The sequence below is a fragment of the Phaeovulum sp. genome (assembly GCF_041596715.1).
Taxonomy (GTDB): domain Bacteria; phylum Pseudomonadota; class Alphaproteobacteria; order Rhodobacterales; family Rhodobacteraceae; genus UBA6213.
Genome location: NZ_JBFHIA010000046.1, coordinates 1 through 15,713, shown reverse-complemented (window position 1 = coordinate 15,713; position 15,713 = coordinate 1). Strand labels below are relative to the sequence as shown.

Genomic DNA, 15,713 nt, shown 5'->3' with positions numbered 1-15,713 from the left:
TGCGGACGCGCTCGAATCCTTCGCCGGGCCACTGATGCTGGTAACGATTGAAGCGCAAAGCAAGACTACCGTCATGGGGCTTTACGGCGAGAATGGCCCGATGCGCACCTATGCATTGCCCTCCAAGCAAAGCATCATTCTGCGTGACGGGATACTGGCCGCCACGCGCGGTTTTGGCCATGATGTGATGAGCGCCGATACAGACGCCGTTGCCGCACTTATTCAAGCACGCAAAGACGGCACCGCCCCCAAGGTGCAGCGCTATCTTGACGCTGAAAATGTCGAGCGCCCCTTGCCAATGGACTGCACCATCCAGCGCGCCGACAAGAGCGAGTATGAAGTTGCGGGCCTGACCTTCAGCGGCACACAGATGATAGAGGTCTGCGCGTTTCAGGGGCAGTCGGTCGCGTCAGCCTATCTGGTCAGCGACAAGGGCGAGGTGCTGGCCTCGCGCCAGTGGATCGGGCCAGAACTTGGCTATGTCACGCTACAGACCTTGCGCCCCTGAACCGGGGTCAGCCCGCGTATTCCTGTGACACATAATAGGCACCGCAATAGGGTGCCGAGGCGTCGAAGCCTGCCCCCGATCCGACCATACGCATGCTCGGGTCGAGCATGTTCTTGCGGTGCGCGGGTGACGCCGCCCAAAGATTCACGATATGCCGCGCGAGGCTTTGATAGCTATGCGCGCCGATCGGCTCGCCCGCTTGTGTGGCAAAGGCGCAGGAACTCGCGTCACGAATACGAAACTGGATACCGTCGATACCATAGCGCGCGACCATGCCAATGTTTTCGGACCCTGCGCGAAAGTCGATACCCGCCGATTTCAACCGCGCTTTCACGCTCGACTGCCCGGGCACAGAGGATTCGTGGCTCATGGTGCGCGACCGCGCCATCCACTTGGCATGGGTCGCGGCGGCCTCGGCCAGCCCCGGTGCCTCGGCTAGTTCGCTGAGCCCGGCGCGGCAACGCTGATAGTTCACTTCGGCGCGGATCGAGGCATCGACCAAGCGCGCGTCGATCCGCCCCGTTGCGGGAACCACCGCCTCCGCGCCCGAAACCCGTGCCAGCGAGCAAGCATCTGCGGCCCCCGCAACACTCAGTGCCGCCAACATGACGAGCGCCCCGAACCCAAATTTGACCATGCGCATCCTGATCCCTCCGTGTCATTTTCGAAGGAAAAACCTGCGCGATGCTTGCGGCGGTTTGATGGCAGAAATGGGCTCATATTCACCCGATCTGCGGCGCTTTGGGCGCGCAATGCCCCGGCCGCGGCCCTAGCGCCGCGGCAATAGCGCGATCAGCGCAAACAGGCTTGCCGCCGCGGCCACGATCGACGGGCCTGCGGGCGTGTCGAAGCGAAGCGAGGCCGCAAGCCCCGCCAGCACGGCAAGCGCGCCGATCAGGCTTGCCAGTGCCGCCATGCCCTCGGGCCCGCGCGCCAACCGCCGCGCCGCCGCCGCCGGGATAATCAGCATGGCCGCTATCAGCAGCGCCCCGACGATCTTGATCGCCACCGCTACCACCAACGCCAGCGCCAGTGTCAGCGCCAGCCCTTCGCGCCGCGGATTGAGCCCTGAAGCAACCGCAAGCTCGTCACTGACCGTCGCTGTCAAAAGCGCCTGCCAACGCCACGCCAGTAGCGCCAGCACCGCCAATGCGCCCAACCAGACGACAACCAGATCGCTGCGCCCAACCGCAAGAATGTCGCCAAACAGCCACGCCGATAGATCAACCCGCACCTCGGTCAGAAAAGATGCCGCGACCAGACCGAAGGCTAGCGCCGAATGTGCCAAGACGCCCAGCGTTGCATCCATCGTATGGCCGCGCCCGGCAAGGCTTGCCACCGTGATGGCCATGCCCAGCGCCACGGCGATGATGCCCACATAGACCGAAATGCCAAAACCGAACGACAGCGCCACGCCCAATATTGCCGCGTGCGCGGTGGCGTCGCCGAAATAGGCCATCCGCCGCCACACCACAAAAGCACCAAGCGGCCCGGTCGCCAGCGTCAGACCAACCCCGGCGAGGGCTGCGCGAAACAGAAAATCATCCAGCATGGGGCGGCTCGTCGCTTGGCGGGTGTGGGGGAGGATGCGGGTGGTCGTGGTCGTGCGGGTGGCTGTGCGGATGCTCTGGGTCGTGGCCGTGGCCAATGTCGTGTTCGTGGTCGTGGTCGTGCACATGCTGGTAAAGCGCCAGCGCACCGCCTGTGCCAAGCCCGAATAGCGCGCGGTATTCGGGTGCGGCCGAAACCACGCGCGGTGCCCCCTCACAGCAGATATGGCCGTTGAGGCAGATGACCCGATCCGAGGCGGCCATGACCACGTGCAGATCGTGACTGACCAACAGCACGGCACAACCAAGTTCGTGCCTCAAATCGGACAGCAGCCGGTAAAAGGCAGCGATTCCGGGCTGGTCCAGCCCCTGCGTCGGTTCGTCAAGAATGAGGATGTCGGGGCGCGATAGCAACGCGCGCGCCAGAAGCACCCGCTGAAACTGCCCGCCCGATAGCGCCGATATCGGGCGCCGCTCCAGCCCCGCAACGCCGGTTCGTGCAAGCGCCGCAGAGATGTCTGCGCGTGCAATCCAGCGCGGTAGGCACAAGAACCGCGCCACTGTCAGCGGCAACGAGGCATCGATGTGCAACCGCTGCGGAACATATCCGATGCGCAGGCCCGTTTGGTGCACGACCTCGCCCCGCGCCGTATGCTCTAGCCCGATCAGCGCGCGCACAAGCGTGGATTTGCCAGACCCGTTCGGGCCGACGATGGTGACGATTTCTCCGCGGTCGATGGCGAAATCGATATCGGCCAGTACATCGACGCCACCGTGATGCACGCTAAGGCCCGTGGCGCTGATCAGGTGCATGGGGCGGCCTCTGTTGCTGCGGCGGAACAGGTTGGGCAAAGCCCCAACGCCTCGATCGTGCAACGTTCGATGACAAAGCCCAAAGGTGCCGCCGCCGCCTCTAGTGCAGCGCGGGGTGCCAGCGCAGGTGCCTCGGCCACCGCCCCGCAGGCGCGGCAAATCAGAAAGGCCGGGGCATGGTCTTCGCCCGGATGTGTGCAGGCGGCAAAGGCGTTGAGACGCCGCACCCGGTGCGCCAACCCCTGCTCGACCAGAAACTCGAGCGCGCGGTAAGCTACGGGCGGCTGCTTGCCATAGCCCTCGGCGGCCAGCCGGTCGAGCACCTCATAGGCACCCATCGCGCGGTGCGCCTCGAGTAATATCTCCAGCACGCGCCGCCGCACCGGCGTAAAGCGCGCGCCCTGCGCCTCGGCCACCGCCTCGGCACGGGCCAAAAGGTCGTGGCTGCAATGCGCATGGTCATGGGTGGAAAAGGCGAGATCCGGCTCAGTCATGTTATCTTATCACAATTCGCTTGCACTGTTATGCTATAACATACATGATGCGCGGCGCAACACAAGTTCCTCGGAGTTTCCATGCGCCACCCTCGCCTCAGCCTCGCCGCCGCCACCGCCTTTATTCCCAGCTTCGCCTTCGCCGCACCGCCTGTGATCATCACAGACGTTGCTGTGGTGCAATCACTGGTCGAAATCGTGTTGGGCGACGTCGGCACAGCCGATGTGCTGCTACCGCCGGGGGCGAGCGCCCATTCCTACCAGTTGCGCCCATCGCAGGCTGCGGCGTTGCAGCGTGCCGATCTTGTATTCTGGGTGGGCGAGCGGCTTTCGCCGTGGCTGGGCCGCACCGTCGAGGGGGCCGGGCTGAAAGGCCATTCGGTCGCATTGCTCGATGCGCCCGGAACCCATTTGCGCCTTTTCGATGAGCAGGGCGCACACGATCACGAAGCAGAGGCAGACGCGGGCCACGACGAACATGACCATGAGGGGCTGGACCCGCACGCGTGGCTAGACCCAGCCAACGGCAGTGCATGGTTAGCACAGATCGCAGCAGAGCTTGCCGCGGCCGACCCCGCAAACGCTGCAACCTATGCGGCCAATGCAGCAGCCGGTGCCGCACGGTTGCAGGCATTGGATAGTGAACTTGCGGCAACCCTCGCCCCCATCGCGGACCGCCCGTTCGTGGTTCCGCACGATGCCTACGGATATTTCGCCGATCACTACGGGCTGCATATTGCGGGCGCGCTCAATGAAGGCGATGCCAGCGCCCCCGGTGCCGCGCATCTGACCGAACTGCGCGCCGAACTGACAGCAGGCGGGATTGTCTGCGCCTTTCCCGAGGCGGGGCACGACCAGCGCCAACTTGCGCTGATACTGGAAGGCACGCCTGTCCGCGCGGGGGCAGAGCTTGACCCGACCGGCAGTATGCTCGACGCGGGACCGGGGCTTTACGAAGCGTTGCTGCGGGGGTTGGCAAGCGCCTTGACCGATTGCCTCATGCCGCGCTGATCGCTTGCCCGCCGCCCGAAACCCGCGTCTAAATGGGGCCATACTGGCAAAGGCGCGCGGGGCGGAAATGACGAACTGGATCGGAGCGGTGGCCACGACGCACAGCGTGGAGCTCTGGGCTACAAGCGCAGGGCATGACGCTGCGCCAATGACGGTGCCGTTGCCACCCGGCTCGGCACCGCTAAGCGAGGTGGTGGCAGAGCTGGCGGCAAGACTACCCGGCAAGGCAGACCGCCCGATAATCCTGTGCGGCGCGCCGGGTGTAGCACCACACGCCCTGCCCTGCCGCCCTTTCGAGCCCGGATATTTGCTGCCCGCAGGCCCGCCCCGGCTTTGGCTGATGCCCGCGTTGGAACTGCGCACACCGTATGCGCTGCTACCTGCCACCGCGTCGCTGCAACTGGCCGGATGCCTTGCCGCCGACCCGGGCTTTGACGGCGTGATCTGCCTGACCGATGCCACCTCGGTCTGGGCCGAGCTGAGTGCGGGCGAAGTGGTCAGCGCCACCATTCTGATGTCTGGCGCACTGGCCGAGGCGGTTGCCGCAAGCCCCGCTTTTGCCGCCCTGCCCGCTGGCACCGCGCTTTCCTACGAAAGGTTTGATGCCGACCTCGCCGAGACGCTTTCGCGCCCCGAGCGTCTGCTACGGCTGCTTGCCGATGCACCCGCACTGCCCGCCGCCGAGGCGCGCGCGCGTCTGCACGCTGCACTGATCGGCGCGGAACTGGCGGCGGCGCGGCCCTGGTGGCTTGGGCAGCGGTTGCGGGTGCTTGGGCCCCAAGCCGCGCTTTATTTGCGGGCATTGGCGGCACAAGGCGTGCAGGCCAGCGAAGGCAGTGCAAAGGCTGCGCTGCTTGCGGGCTTCGCATTGGCCGCGCGCTCGGTTGCGCCATGACCGTCACGCCTTTTGGCCACCTGCGGGATGGGCGCGAGGTTCAGATCGCCACCCTCGTGGCAGGCGGGCTGCGCGTGCAGGTGCTAACGCTCGGCGCGATTTTGCAGGATCTGCGGCTACAGGGAGCAGACTGGCCGCTCGTCTTAGGGTCTGACCAACTCGGTGCCTACGAAGGCCCGATGGCGTGGTTTGGCGCGGTGGTCGGGCCGGTTGCCAATCGGATCAGCGGCGCTGAGGCGATGATTGCCGGGCAGCGGGCGCGGTTTGAGGCAAATGACGGCCCCAATACCCTGCACGGCGGCAGCAGCGGCACCTCGGGCCAGATATGGCGCGTGGCTGAGGCCCGCGCAGACCGGCTGACGTTGCGGCTTGATCTAGCCGCGGGGGTTGGCGGCTTTCCCGGCAATCGCCAGCTTTGCGCCGAATACCGGATCAGTGCGCCGGGCACACTGGAACTAGAGTTGACCGCAACCACCGACGCGTCGACACTGATGAACCTTGCGCACCACCCCTATTGGAACCTTGACGGCAGCGCCGAAACTTCGGGCCATTGGCTGCACGTCGCCGCAGATGCGCTGCTGCCAACCGATGCCGCCTGCCTGCCAAGCGGCCAGATCGCGCCCCTTACCGGCGATCCGCGCGATCTGCGCGAAATGCGCAACCTAGCCGACCTGCCCCCGCTTGATCATTGCTATGTGCTGGCACAAAAACCGCGCCCGCTGACTGAAATTGCCACCCTACGCGGTGCGCGCGGCATCACGCTTGCACTCGCAAGCACCGCGCCGGGTTTGCAGGTTTATGACGGCGCCGGGATATTTACCGCACCTTGGCCGGGTCTTGGCGGCTTACCCTATGGGCCCTACGCCGGGCTTGCACTCGAGCCGCAGCTATGGCCCGATGCCCCCGCACACCCGGAGTTTCCTTCGGTTCTGCTACAAGCCGACGCAATTTTTCAGCAACTGACCCGATATAGCCTCAGCCGCATTTCCCAAAACTGAAGACGGAGCCACCCATGCCTTCGCCCCGATCCGACCTTGTCGCCATTTTCACCGACGCCGCCGCGCTTTTCGGCATTTCGCGCCCGGCGGGACAGTGCCTTGCCACCATCTGGCGCGCGCCCAACCCGCCTGATGCCGATGCAATCATGGCCGCGACCGGGCTATCACGTTCAGCCGTTTCAACCGCGCTCAAGGAACTGCGCGAGACTGGCATGGTGCATGCCGAACGCTTGCAGGGCACGCGGCGCGATGGCTACAGCGCCCCCGAAAATGCATGGGCATTGCTGCGCCAACACCTTGCGCTGCGCCTGCGCCGCGATCTGATGCCGCTGCTCGACCGCCTCGCTGCACTGCCTGCCGATCCCGGCGCCGTAGATCTGGCGAAGATGCTTGCTGCTGTTTCCGCGTGGCTCGAAGCCTTGCGGCACATGACCCCGGCCGAGATGGAGCACGAGTTTGCACGCACGGCACCCGAGCCGCGCGCCAAGAAAAAGAAGAAAAAGTCTTAGGTGCCCGCCCGGATTTCGGGCTCGACCGTATCGGATGCTTCTGATGCGGGCGCAATCGCAGGCAAATGCGCTTCGGCCATCAGATCTTCGATGAAAAGGCTCAGCAACTGGCCGCGCCCGTTCACTTCCGCCTTGCGATAGATTGCATTGGTCTGCGCCTTGACCGTGCCCTCCGATGTCGCTCGCATCGCGGCGATTTCAGCGGTGCTCATCCCTTTGATGGCAAAAAGCGCGACATCGCGCTCGGCAGGTGTCAGCCCCCAGTCGTCAAATCGTTCTGAAAGCAGGGTCATGAATGCGCCCGAGGCCCTGCGCAGCTTTTCGCTTGCCTCTCGGTGGTCGCGTTGCAAGCGTGACAGCGCAATCAAGGCCATCCACAGGCCGATCAGCAAGCTGAGCACTGCGGCAATTTCAAGGCTTTCGTGAAAGCCCCACGTAATTGGCAGCACCACCAGACCCAGCATCGACATGACGAGGTCTGAAATGAAGAACAGCGCACAGAGCAGTTGTACGACAAACACCGCGATGATGCCAAAACGGCGCATCACACCCCTGCCCGGCAAACGCCAAAGAACCATACGCTCCCCCACATGCGTTCAACCTGCGCCAGCGCCGAAAGGCTCGATCGGTGTCTCAGTGATCGTCCTCGTCTTCACTTTCGTCCTCCTCCTCGTCTTCACGTTCGTCCTCCTCCTCGTGCTCGTCCTCTTGCTCGTCCTCTTGCTCTTCCTCGCTGTCATCCGCGCTATCGTCGCTTGCATCGTCGTCGCTGCTGGCGTTCGTAGCCTTCGCGCCTTTCTCTGAGTCATCTTCAAGCACAAATCTGCCGCGCGCGGCGACATTGTTTGCGTCAATATAAAGATCGCGCAAGATTACGCCGTTGCGTGGGTCGATGATGATCTCGCGCCGCCCCAAAGCGCCGATGGCCACGATTCGGGTTCTGCCCAAAAAGGTGCGCGAAATGGTAATTTCGCCGTAGCCCTGATTGCGCAGTTGCTGCACGATCTGGTCGGCCGATAACCCCAACCCAAGCGCCGCCCCTGCCGATAGCATAAGGGCCGTCGCCAGTGCTGCCAGCCTCACCCCCATCAATTCCCCCTTCGCGAAAAGCTTACCCCCGGTGCCCGACACCACTGTCGATAGCTCCGGGGGGGCTTGCAACACGTAATGAGACTACGCGCTCGGTGGCAAATCTGCCAACAGAGTTGTCGGCCACATTCGATCAGTCGTCGTCGCCATGATCGTCGTCGCTGTCGTCATCGCTGTCGTCGTCGCTGTCGTCGTCGCTGTCATCGTCGCTGTCGTCGTCGCCATGATCATCGTCGCTGTCATCTTCGCCGTCGTCATCACTACCGTCGTCATCGTCGTCGTGCATGTCGTCATCGTCGTCGTGCATGTCGTCGTCGTGCAGATCATCGTCGCTGCCGCTTACGCCGCCTGCGCCGTTTTCGCCGCCATTCGTCGATTGCGAATGTTCGCGCAGTTCTTGGTAAAGCACGAGGCCGGTCGTCGAGTCATAAGTGACTTCCAGCTTTTGTGTGCCGTTGGTCGCTTCGACCTTCACCGTTGCGCCCAAGGGCTGGATCTCTGTCACGGTATAGCCCTTCGCGGCCAGATCTGAGATCATCGCGGCGGTGTCTATTTCGGCATAGGCGGCACTAGCACCGCCTAGCGCAAGAACGACTGCCGCGATCTGAAGTGAGCGTTTCATTCTGGGTCTCCCTGATGTGATGGCGTTTCGCCTGTTGCGATACGCCGACAGTTCCAGACGACCCGGGCAAAGAACATTTACCGCAAGGCATAAACCCGCCCCAATAACCCTCAGCCAGACAGGCATAAACTGAGGTTTATGGCATAAAAAAGCCCCGACGCGACGGCGCGGCGGGGCTTTTTTAAAGCATTTGCTTATACTTAGATCTTCATGTCAAAGCCGAGGTGGCGCGCGACCGTAAAGATGTCTTTGTCGCCCCGCCCACACATGTTCATGATGATCAGATGATCGCGCGGCAATTCGGGCGCGATTTTCATCACATGCGCCAGCGCGTGACTTGGTTCCAGCGCCGGAATGATGCCTTCTTGCAGGCAGCACAGCTGAAACGCCTCAAGCGCCTCCATGTCGGTGATGCTTACATATTTGGCCCGCCCAACCTCGTGCAGCCAGCTATGCTCCGGCCCGATGCCCGGATAATCAAGCCCCGCCGAAATCGAGTGGCCTTCAAGGATCTGACCATCGCCGTCTTGCAGCAAATAGGTGCGGTTGCCATGCAGCACGCCGGGCCGCCCGCCGGTAAGGCTTGCACAATGTTCCATCCGGTCGTCAACGCCGTGGCCCCCAGCCTCGACCCCGATGATCTGAACCGAGGCATCGTCGAGGAACGGAAAGAACAGCCCCATCGCGTTGGAGCCGCCGCCAATTGCGGCAACCAGCGTATCGGGCAAACGGCCTTCGCGCTCCAGCATCTGCGCGCGGGCTTCCTTGCCGATGATTGATTGGAAATCGCGCACCATCGCGGGGTAAGGGTGCGGCCCAGCCACCGTGCCAATGCAATAGAACGTGTCGCGCACATTGGTCACCCAGTCGCGCAGCGCGTCGTTCATGGCGTCTTTCAGCGTGCCGCGCCCCGAGGTGACGGGGATGACTTCGGCACCCAGAAGCCGCATCCGAAACACGTTCGGTGCCTGGCGCTCGACATCGGTGGCGCCCATATAGACCACGCATTGCAGCCCGAAACGCGCGCAGACCGTGGCGGTCGCCACCCCGTGCTGCCCGGCCCCGGTTTCCGCGATGATCCGGGTTTTGCCCATGCGGCGGGCCAGCAAGATCTGCCCCAGCACGTTGTTGATCTTGTGCGCGCCGGTATGGTTCAACTCGTCGCGTTTCATGTAGATTTTCGCGCCGCCGAGATGTTCGGTCAGCCGCTCGGCGAAATAGAGCGGCGAGGGGCGGCCAACATAGTGCTTCCAAAGATCGTCCATCTCGGCCCAGAAGCTCGCGTCGATCTTGGCGCGCTCGTATTCTTCCTCGAGTGCAAGCACCAGCGGCATCAGGGTTTCGGAAACGAAGCGCCCGCCAAAGATGCCAAAGCGCCCTTGTTCATCCGGCCCGGTCTTAAAGCTGTTGATGCGGTCGTCGGCCATGGGGCGCCCCTTGTTCAATCCAGTTCGCGTTTATAGCCAATGTGGCTGGGGGTAAAGCCGAGCCGATCATAGAAACGATGCGCATCTAGACGCGCCTTGTTGGTGGTCAACTGCATCACGCGGCACCCGGCCGCACGCGCGCGCGCCTCGGCATCGGCCATCATCTCTCCGCCTAGCCCCTGCCCGCGCAAATCGGCAGCAACCCGCACCGCCTCGATCTGCGCGCGGCGCGCGGCCTTTTGGGAAAGCCCGTGCAGAATGGTGATCTGATAGGTGGCAACGATGCGCCCCGCCTGTTCGCCCACGACCAGCGTGTTCGCCCCTTGCCGCTGCATTTCGACAAACGCCGCAAGGTAAGGCGTCATGTCCTCACCCTCGCGCGCGGCACCCAGCATATCGTCGGCCAGCAACGCCACCACGGCGGGGACATCGGCCACACTCGCCTCGCGCCAAAGCGTCATGTCCGCGCCCTTGTGATGAAATCGGCAATCAGCCCGGCGTCTTTTTGCCCCGGCGCGACTTCCACGCCCGAAGATACATCCACCTGCTTTGCCCCGGTCAGATAAATCGCCTCGGCCACGTTTGCAGGTGTTAACCCCCCGGCCAGCATCCACGGGCAGGGCCAGCGGCGGCGGCTGAGCAGGGTCCAATCAAAGGCGCGGCCATTGCCGCCGGGCAAATCAGCGCCGGCAGGGGCCTTGGCATCCACCAGTATCTGATCTGCCACGCGGCCGTATTCGGCCACCGCGGCAAGATCGGCCTCGGCGGCAATGCCGATTGCCTTCATCACCGGAAGGCCATAGCGCGCGCGCACCTCGGCCACCCGCGCCACGGTTTCGCGGCCGTGCAACTGCAACATATCGAGCGGGACTTCGGCAGTAAGCGCATCGAGAAAGGCATCATCGGCATCGACCACAAGGCCAACCTTGGCGATGCCAGCCGGCACTGTCAGCGCCAGATCGCGCGCACGTGCCAAGGCAAGGTTGCGCGGTGATCGGGCGAAGAATACGAAACCCAGATAGTTCGCCCCCGCCGCCGCAGCAGCGGCAACGTGTTCGGGCTGGGTCAACCCGCAGATTTTGACTCGGATATCCATGCAGGCAGGCTTACCGCGTGCCGCGTGGTTGCTCAAGCAACTCCAATACTTCGTCACTCTTGCCCGGCGCCGCAGCGCCTGCGCGCGCCAGTTCTCGTTCCAGCCGCGCTTTTTCGCGTGCAATCTGGCTGGCGGCGGAACGCAGTCGCGCCTCGCGCATCCATTCCCAGACAAAGCCAATCAGAATACCAAGCAGGATGCCGGCAAAGATCACCAGAAACAGCGGCAACTCCAGCGACCACTGGAGCCCCAGAAAGTTGCCCGCTGAATCAGGCATGAGCCGCAGTGTCACCAGCCCACGGTTGGCCAGCGCCAAGGTGACAAGCACCACGGCCAATACCGCCAGAAACACCCAGCGCAGCCAGCGCAGCATTCAGCCCTCGTTTCCGTTTAGCCTGTCGCGCAAAAGCTTGCCGGTCTTGAAGAACGGAACATGCTTTTCCTCGACTTCGACCGCAGTGCCGGTACGCGGGTTACGCCCTGTGCGAGCGTCACGCTGCTTGACCGAAAAGGCACCAAAACCGCGCAACTCGACACGATCCCCTCGCGCCATCGCCTCGACGATCTCGTCGAAGATCGTATTCACGATCTTCTCGACATGTCGAAGCGACAACTCCGGGTTGTCATCGGCGATGCGCGAAATAAGTTCTGACCGAATCATGGACATCCCCCTAGCTACCCAGGCTACAGCGCCCGGAAAGACTAGACATGACTATATGCACAATTTTTCCCCGCACAAATGGCAAAGTCCTTGGAATAGCGTATTTTTCCACTCCAAAGCCAGAGTTGCGCGTGCTTTCGCCTGTTGCGGCGATGCAGCATCGCCACTGACAGCCCGCTTCGTGCGCCGCAGCGAATCATTCAGACATGACAAGGCCCCACCTTTGCAGGCGGGGCCAAGTGCTGATTTCTTCGGTGCGACTCAGCGCTCGCCGTTGCCTTTCAGGGCAGCGCCGAGAATGTCGCCCAGCGAGGCGCCCGAGTCCGAAGAGCCGTATTGTTCGACGGCTTCTTTCTCTTCCGCGATCTCGCGTGCCTTGATCGAAACGCCAAGACGACGGGTCTTGGAATCGACGTTGGTCACACGCACATCGACGTGGTCGCCGACCTGGAAACGCTCGGGGCGTTGCTCAGAACGCTCGCGCGACAGGTCCGAGCGGCGGATGAACGACTTCATGCCGTTGTAATCGCACTCGATCCCGCCCTCTTCGATCGCGGTCACGGTTACAGTAATGACCGAGCCACGCTTCACACCATCGACCGCATCCGAGAAGGTATCGGCGTCAAGCGCCTTGACCGACAGCGAGATACGCTCTTTTTCAACATCCACTTCGGTGACGGCAGCCTTGACCACATCGCCTTTGCGGTAGTTGGCGATAGCATCTTCGCCGCGCTGATCCCAGCTCAGGTCAGACAGGTGCACCATGCCGTCGATGTCGTTGTCGAGGCCGATAAACAGACCGAATTCGGTGATGTTCTTCACTTCGCCTTCGATCATCGTGCCGACCGGGTGGGTTTCGGCAAACACTTCCCACGGGTTGCGTTGGGTTTGCTTGAGGCCCAGCGAAACGCGGCGTTTGGCGGTGTCGATTTCCAGCACCATCACATCGACTTCTTGCGAGGTCGAAACGATCTTGCCGGGGTGGACGTTTTTCTTGGTCCACGACATTTCCGAAACGTGCACAAGACCCTCGACGCCCGCTTCCAACTCTACGAATGCGCCGTAGTCGGTGATGTTGGTCACGCGACCTTTGTGCACCGAGCCGAGCGGGAACTTCTCTTCCACCGAATCCCACGGATCCGACAGCAGTTGCTTCATGCCAAGGCTGATGCGGTGGGTTTCCTTGTTGATCTTGACGACCTGAACCTTGACGGTTTCGCCGATCGCCAGAATCTCGGACGGGTGGTTGACCCGGCGCCACGCCATATCGGTGACGTGCAGCAGGCCATCAACGCCGCCAAGGTCAACGAACGCACCGTATTCGGTGATGTTCTTGACCACACCATCGACCACTTGGCCTTCGGTGAGGTTGCCGATCACTTCGGCGCGCTGTTCGGCGCGGCTTTCTTCAAGGATCGCGCGGCGCGAAACCACGATGTTGCCACGGCGACGGTCCATTTTCAGAATCTGGAACGGCTGCTTGAGCCCCATCAGCGGGCCGGCATCGCGCACAGGGCGCACGTCAACTTGGCTGCCGGGCAAGAACGCAACAGCGCCGCCAAGATCGACCGTGAAGCCACCCTTGACGCGGCCGAAGATGGCGCCATCGACGCGCTCTTCTTTCTCGTAGGCTTTTTCCAGGCGATCCCAAGCTTCTTCACGGCGCGCTTTTTCGCGGCTGATGCTGGCCTCGCCGCGCGCATTTTCGACGCGCTCAAGGAACACTTCCACGGTATCGCCCACAGCAATCGAGGGGGCTTCGCCGGGGTTAGCGAATTCTTTCAGATCGATGCGGCCTTCCATCTTGTAGCCGACGTCGATGATGGCTTGCCCCGCCTCGATGGCGATGACCTTGCCTTTGACAACAGAGCCCTCGGCGGGCGTGTCAATTTCGAAGCTTTCGTTCAGAAGGGCTTCGAATTCTTCCATGGTAGTTTTGGCGCACATGCGGTTCAGTTTCCTTTTCGAGTGTTTCACTGGCCATGCGGTTGGCTCCGCCGGTCTTTGATTGAAAAAATCCCCAAGGGGGCCCCGGCTGCACCGGACCCTTGAAAACTCGCGTCGCTATAAGGGGCTTTCGCGTTCGAAGCAAGCTTCATGCACTGCGGCGGGCGGCAACCACCGCCACCGCCTGCGCCACCGCGTCCTCGATGCTCATCGTGCTCGTATCAAGAACCACCGCATCAGCCGCGGCGCAAAGCGGCGCATCGGCGCGCCCCATGTCGCGCGCGTCGCGTTCTTGCACCTCAGCCAGAACCTGCGCCTCATCACCGCCCACTTCCAACCAGCGGCGGTGCGCGCGCACCTCTGCGCTAGCGGTGACGTAAAGTTTTACCTCTGCCTTCGGGCAGATCACCGTGCCGATGTCGCGCCCGTCAAGCACCGCGCCACCTGCCTGCGCGGCAAAGCGGCGCTGAAACTCGATAAGTGCGGCCCGAACCTCGGGGATCGCCGCAACCCGGCTGGCCGCCTGCCCAGCCGCAAGTGTGCGCAGATCGGGGCGTGCTAGGTCTTCAGGCACCAGCCCCTGCGCCGCCGCGATAGGGTCGCCCCCCTTGGCCCCCACAGCGCGGTACAACAACCCGGTATCGAGATGCGCAAAGCCGAATCGCGCGGCCACTGCGCGCGCAATCGTGCCCTTGCCCGCAGCCGCAGGCCCGTCGATAGCAACCGTAAAGCTCACATCCGCCCCCAGCGACGCTGCGCGCGCCGCGCCAAAAGCACGCTTACACTGACAAGCGCCAGCGCCACCGTGGCGCTTTTTAGCACTGTCGCAAGGCTCGCGGCAGCGACCATCGCCTCGCTCACCGCCTCGGGCGGTAGCCGCAACATCACCGCGACGCGCGCGTTTTCAAGATAATCGAACGCGGCCCCTGCCAGCGCAAGCAACCCCAGCACGCGGCCCCACCAGCCCGCCAAAAGCGCGCGGAACGCCATCACCATCACCACCGCGTAAAGCGCAGGATAGGCGCTATCAAGCGACTGCTGCACGCCAAGGTAATAGGCGCGCCCCTCGGCACCCAACGCTGCCAACAGATCTTGCGCCTCGGCCAAGCTGTAGCCGGTTGGGCGCAGATCAAACGGCACTTGCCCGCCCGCCATCGCCTCCAGCCGCGGCAGCGACCAGAACAGCATCGCGCCATAAATCCCCGCCATTGCTGCAAAGAGCAGCCAGAATACCGCGCGCCTCATGCCTCGACACGCGCGATATCGGCACCAAGCCCGCGCATCAGCGCCTCGAACACCGGAAACGAGGTCGCAATCGGCGAGCCATCGTCAACCGTGATCGGCCGCACACTCGCCAACCCCAGAACCAGAAACGCCATCGCGATGCGGTGGTCGATATGGGTGGCACAGATCGCACCGCCCGCCACGCCGCCCGGCCCTTTGCCATAGACGATCAGCGTATCTTCATCTTCCTCCACGCGCACGCCGCAGGCCTCAAGCCCCCGCGCCATCGCGTCGATGCGGTCGCTTTCCTTCACCCGCAATTCCTTGACCCCACGCATCACCGTGCGCCCCTCGGCCAAGGCGGCCACGACTGACAGCACCGGGAACTCGTCGATCATGCTTGCCGCACGCTCTGGTGGCACTTCGACGCCTTTCAGCGCCGAGTACCGCACCCGCAAGTCGGCCACCGGCTCGCCGCCCTCTTCGCGCGGATTGTCAAAGGCGATGTCTGCGCCCATTTCCACTAAAGTTGTAAAAAGCCCATTTCGCGTCGGGTTTTGGCTGACGCCGGGCACCAGAATATCGGAATCCGGCACAATCAGCGCCGCGCATACCGGGAACGCCGCGCTTGAAGGATCGCGCGGCACCGCCACGGATTGCGCGCGCAACTCGGGCTGCCCAGACAGCCGGATGATCCGCCCCTCGGGCCCCGCCTCGACCTCGATCTGCGCACCAAAGCCGCGCAGCATTCGCTCTGAATGGTCGCGCGTCGGCTCGCGTTCAATCACCACCGTCTCGCCCGGCGCGTTCAACCCCGCAAGCAACACCGCAGATTTCACCTGCGCCGAAGGCATCGGTGTGCTGTAGCG

Annotated in this window: 21 protein-coding genes; 5 read left to right on the top strand and 16 right to left on the bottom strand. The window is 63.2% G+C overall.

What is annotated here, in order from left to right; all coding sequences use genetic code 11:
- On the top strand, positions 1 to 508 hold a 508-nt coding region (locus ABY403_RS05020), incomplete at its 5' end, for a YjbF family lipoprotein (protein WP_372839544.1).
- A 7-nt stretch (positions 509 to 515) separates the two neighbouring features.
- On the opposite strand, the gene ABY403_RS05015 is transcribed toward ABY403_RS05020, so the two are convergent.
- From ABY403_RS05015 to ABY403_RS05000, 4 genes are all read right to left on the bottom strand, one after another.
- The gene (locus ABY403_RS05015) at positions 516 to 1,151 is read right to left on the bottom strand and encodes a CAP domain-containing protein (RefSeq protein ID WP_372839542.1); all 636 of its coding nucleotides are present in this window, start codon (positions 1,149 to 1,151) and stop codon (positions 516 to 518) included.
- A gap of 126 nt (positions 1,152 to 1,277) precedes the next feature.
- The gene (locus ABY403_RS05010) at positions 1,278 to 2,060 is read right to left on the bottom strand and encodes a metal ABC transporter permease (protein WP_372839541.1); all 783 of its coding nucleotides are present in this window, start codon (positions 2,058 to 2,060) and stop codon (positions 1,278 to 1,280) included.
- Entirely contained in the window at positions 2,050 to 2,871 is an 822-nt protein-coding gene (locus tag ABY403_RS05005; protein ID WP_372839540.1) for a metal ABC transporter ATP-binding protein, read from the bottom strand. The genes ABY403_RS05010 and ABY403_RS05005 overlap by 11 nt, the downstream gene beginning before the upstream one ends.
- Positions 2,862 to 3,365 (bottom strand): Fur family transcriptional regulator, encoded by a 504-nt coding sequence (locus tag ABY403_RS05000; RefSeq protein ID WP_372839539.1) that lies wholly within the window; start codon positions 3,363 to 3,365, stop codon positions 2,862 to 2,864. The genes ABY403_RS05005 and ABY403_RS05000 overlap by 10 nt, the downstream gene beginning before the upstream one ends.
- 81 nt (positions 3,366 to 3,446) lie before the next feature.
- Here ABY403_RS05000 and ABY403_RS04995 point away from each other — a divergent pair, with 81 nt between their 5' ends.
- The 4 genes from ABY403_RS04995 (at position 3,447) to ABY403_RS04980 (ending at position 6,778) form a co-directional block, all read left to right on the top strand.
- A complete protein-coding gene (locus ABY403_RS04995; RefSeq protein ID WP_372839537.1) occupies positions 3,447 to 4,376 on the top strand; it encodes a zinc ABC transporter substrate-binding protein in 930 nt (309 codons plus the stop codon).
- 67 nt (positions 4,377 to 4,443) lie between these two features.
- Positions 4,444 to 5,271 carry a 2-dehydro-3-deoxygalactonokinase gene (locus tag ABY403_RS04990; protein WP_372839534.1) on the top strand — a complete coding sequence of 276 codons (828 nt, stop codon included), beginning with the start codon at positions 4,444 to 4,446 and terminating at the stop codon, positions 5,269 to 5,271.
- Positions 5,268 to 6,269, top strand: coding sequence for an aldose epimerase family protein (locus ABY403_RS04985; protein WP_372839532.1), 1,002 nt, complete (start codon positions 5,268 to 5,270; stop codon positions 6,267 to 6,269). Before ABY403_RS04990 ends, ABY403_RS04985 begins: the two co-directional genes overlap by 4 nt.
- Positions 6,270 to 6,283: 14 nt before the next feature.
- A complete protein-coding gene (locus ABY403_RS04980; RefSeq protein WP_372839530.1) occupies positions 6,284 to 6,778 on the top strand; it encodes a GbsR/MarR family transcriptional regulator in 495 nt (164 codons plus the stop codon).
- Here the strand turns inward: ABY403_RS04980 and ABY403_RS04975 are convergent.
- The 12 genes from ABY403_RS04975 to ABY403_RS04920 all read right to left on the bottom strand — a co-directional run.
- The gene (locus tag ABY403_RS04975; protein WP_372839529.1) at positions 6,775 to 7,356 is read right to left on the bottom strand and encodes a helix-turn-helix transcriptional regulator; all 582 of its coding nucleotides are present in this window, start codon (positions 7,354 to 7,356) and stop codon (positions 6,775 to 6,777) included. The two genes, ABY403_RS04980 and ABY403_RS04975, sit on opposite strands and share 4 nt — an antisense overlap.
- Positions 7,357 to 7,411: 55 nt before the next feature.
- On the bottom strand, positions 7,412 to 7,912 hold the full coding sequence (locus tag ABY403_RS04970; protein ID WP_372839528.1) for a hypothetical protein: 501 nt from the start codon (positions 7,910 to 7,912) through the stop codon (positions 7,412 to 7,414).
- 88 nt (positions 7,913 to 8,000) lie between these two features.
- The gene (locus ABY403_RS04965; protein ID WP_372839527.1) at positions 8,001 to 8,489 is read right to left on the bottom strand and encodes a PepSY domain-containing protein; all 489 of its coding nucleotides are present in this window, start codon (positions 8,487 to 8,489) and stop codon (positions 8,001 to 8,003) included.
- Between the two features lie 200 nt (positions 8,490 to 8,689).
- Positions 8,690 to 9,916: a tryptophan synthase subunit beta gene (trpB, locus tag ABY403_RS04960; protein WP_372839526.1), complete on the bottom strand. Its 1,227-nt coding sequence runs from the start codon at positions 9,914 to 9,916 to the stop codon at positions 8,690 to 8,692.
- Between the two features lie 14 nt (positions 9,917 to 9,930).
- A complete protein-coding gene (locus ABY403_RS04955) occupies positions 9,931 to 10,377 on the bottom strand; it encodes a GNAT family N-acetyltransferase (RefSeq protein WP_372839525.1) in 447 nt (148 codons plus the stop codon).
- Positions 10,374 to 11,012, bottom strand: coding sequence for a phosphoribosylanthranilate isomerase (locus ABY403_RS04950; protein ID WP_372839524.1), 639 nt, complete (start codon positions 11,010 to 11,012; stop codon positions 10,374 to 10,376). The genes ABY403_RS04955 and ABY403_RS04950 overlap by 4 nt, the downstream gene beginning before the upstream one ends.
- Positions 11,013 to 11,022: 10 nt before the next feature.
- A complete protein-coding gene (locus tag ABY403_RS04945) occupies positions 11,023 to 11,385 on the bottom strand; it encodes a lipopolysaccharide assembly LapA domain-containing protein (RefSeq protein ID WP_372839523.1) in 363 nt (120 codons plus the stop codon).
- Positions 11,386 to 11,673 (bottom strand): integration host factor subunit beta, encoded by a 288-nt coding sequence (gene ihfB, locus ABY403_RS04940; protein ID WP_372839521.1) that lies wholly within the window; start codon positions 11,671 to 11,673, stop codon positions 11,386 to 11,388.
- 261 nt (positions 11,674 to 11,934) lie between these two features.
- Complete coding sequence (gene rpsA, locus ABY403_RS04935; RefSeq protein ID WP_372839519.1) at positions 11,935 to 13,620, bottom strand: 30S ribosomal protein S1; 1,686 nt, start codon at positions 13,618 to 13,620, stop codon at positions 11,935 to 11,937.
- A gap of 148 nt (positions 13,621 to 13,768) precedes the next feature.
- Positions 13,769 to 14,356 carry a d(CMP) kinase gene (locus ABY403_RS04930; protein ID WP_372839518.1) on the bottom strand — a complete coding sequence of 196 codons (588 nt, stop codon included), beginning with the start codon at positions 14,354 to 14,356 and terminating at the stop codon, positions 13,769 to 13,771.
- Positions 14,353 to 14,865 (bottom strand): hypothetical protein, encoded by a 513-nt coding sequence (locus ABY403_RS04925; RefSeq protein ID WP_372839517.1) that lies wholly within the window; start codon positions 14,863 to 14,865, stop codon positions 14,353 to 14,355. Before ABY403_RS04925 ends, ABY403_RS04930 begins: the two co-directional genes overlap by 4 nt.
- On the bottom strand, positions 14,862 to 15,713 hold an 852-nt coding region (locus ABY403_RS04920; RefSeq protein ID WP_372839516.1), incomplete at its 5' end, for a 3-phosphoshikimate 1-carboxyvinyltransferase. The genes ABY403_RS04925 and ABY403_RS04920, both read right to left, overlap by 4 nt.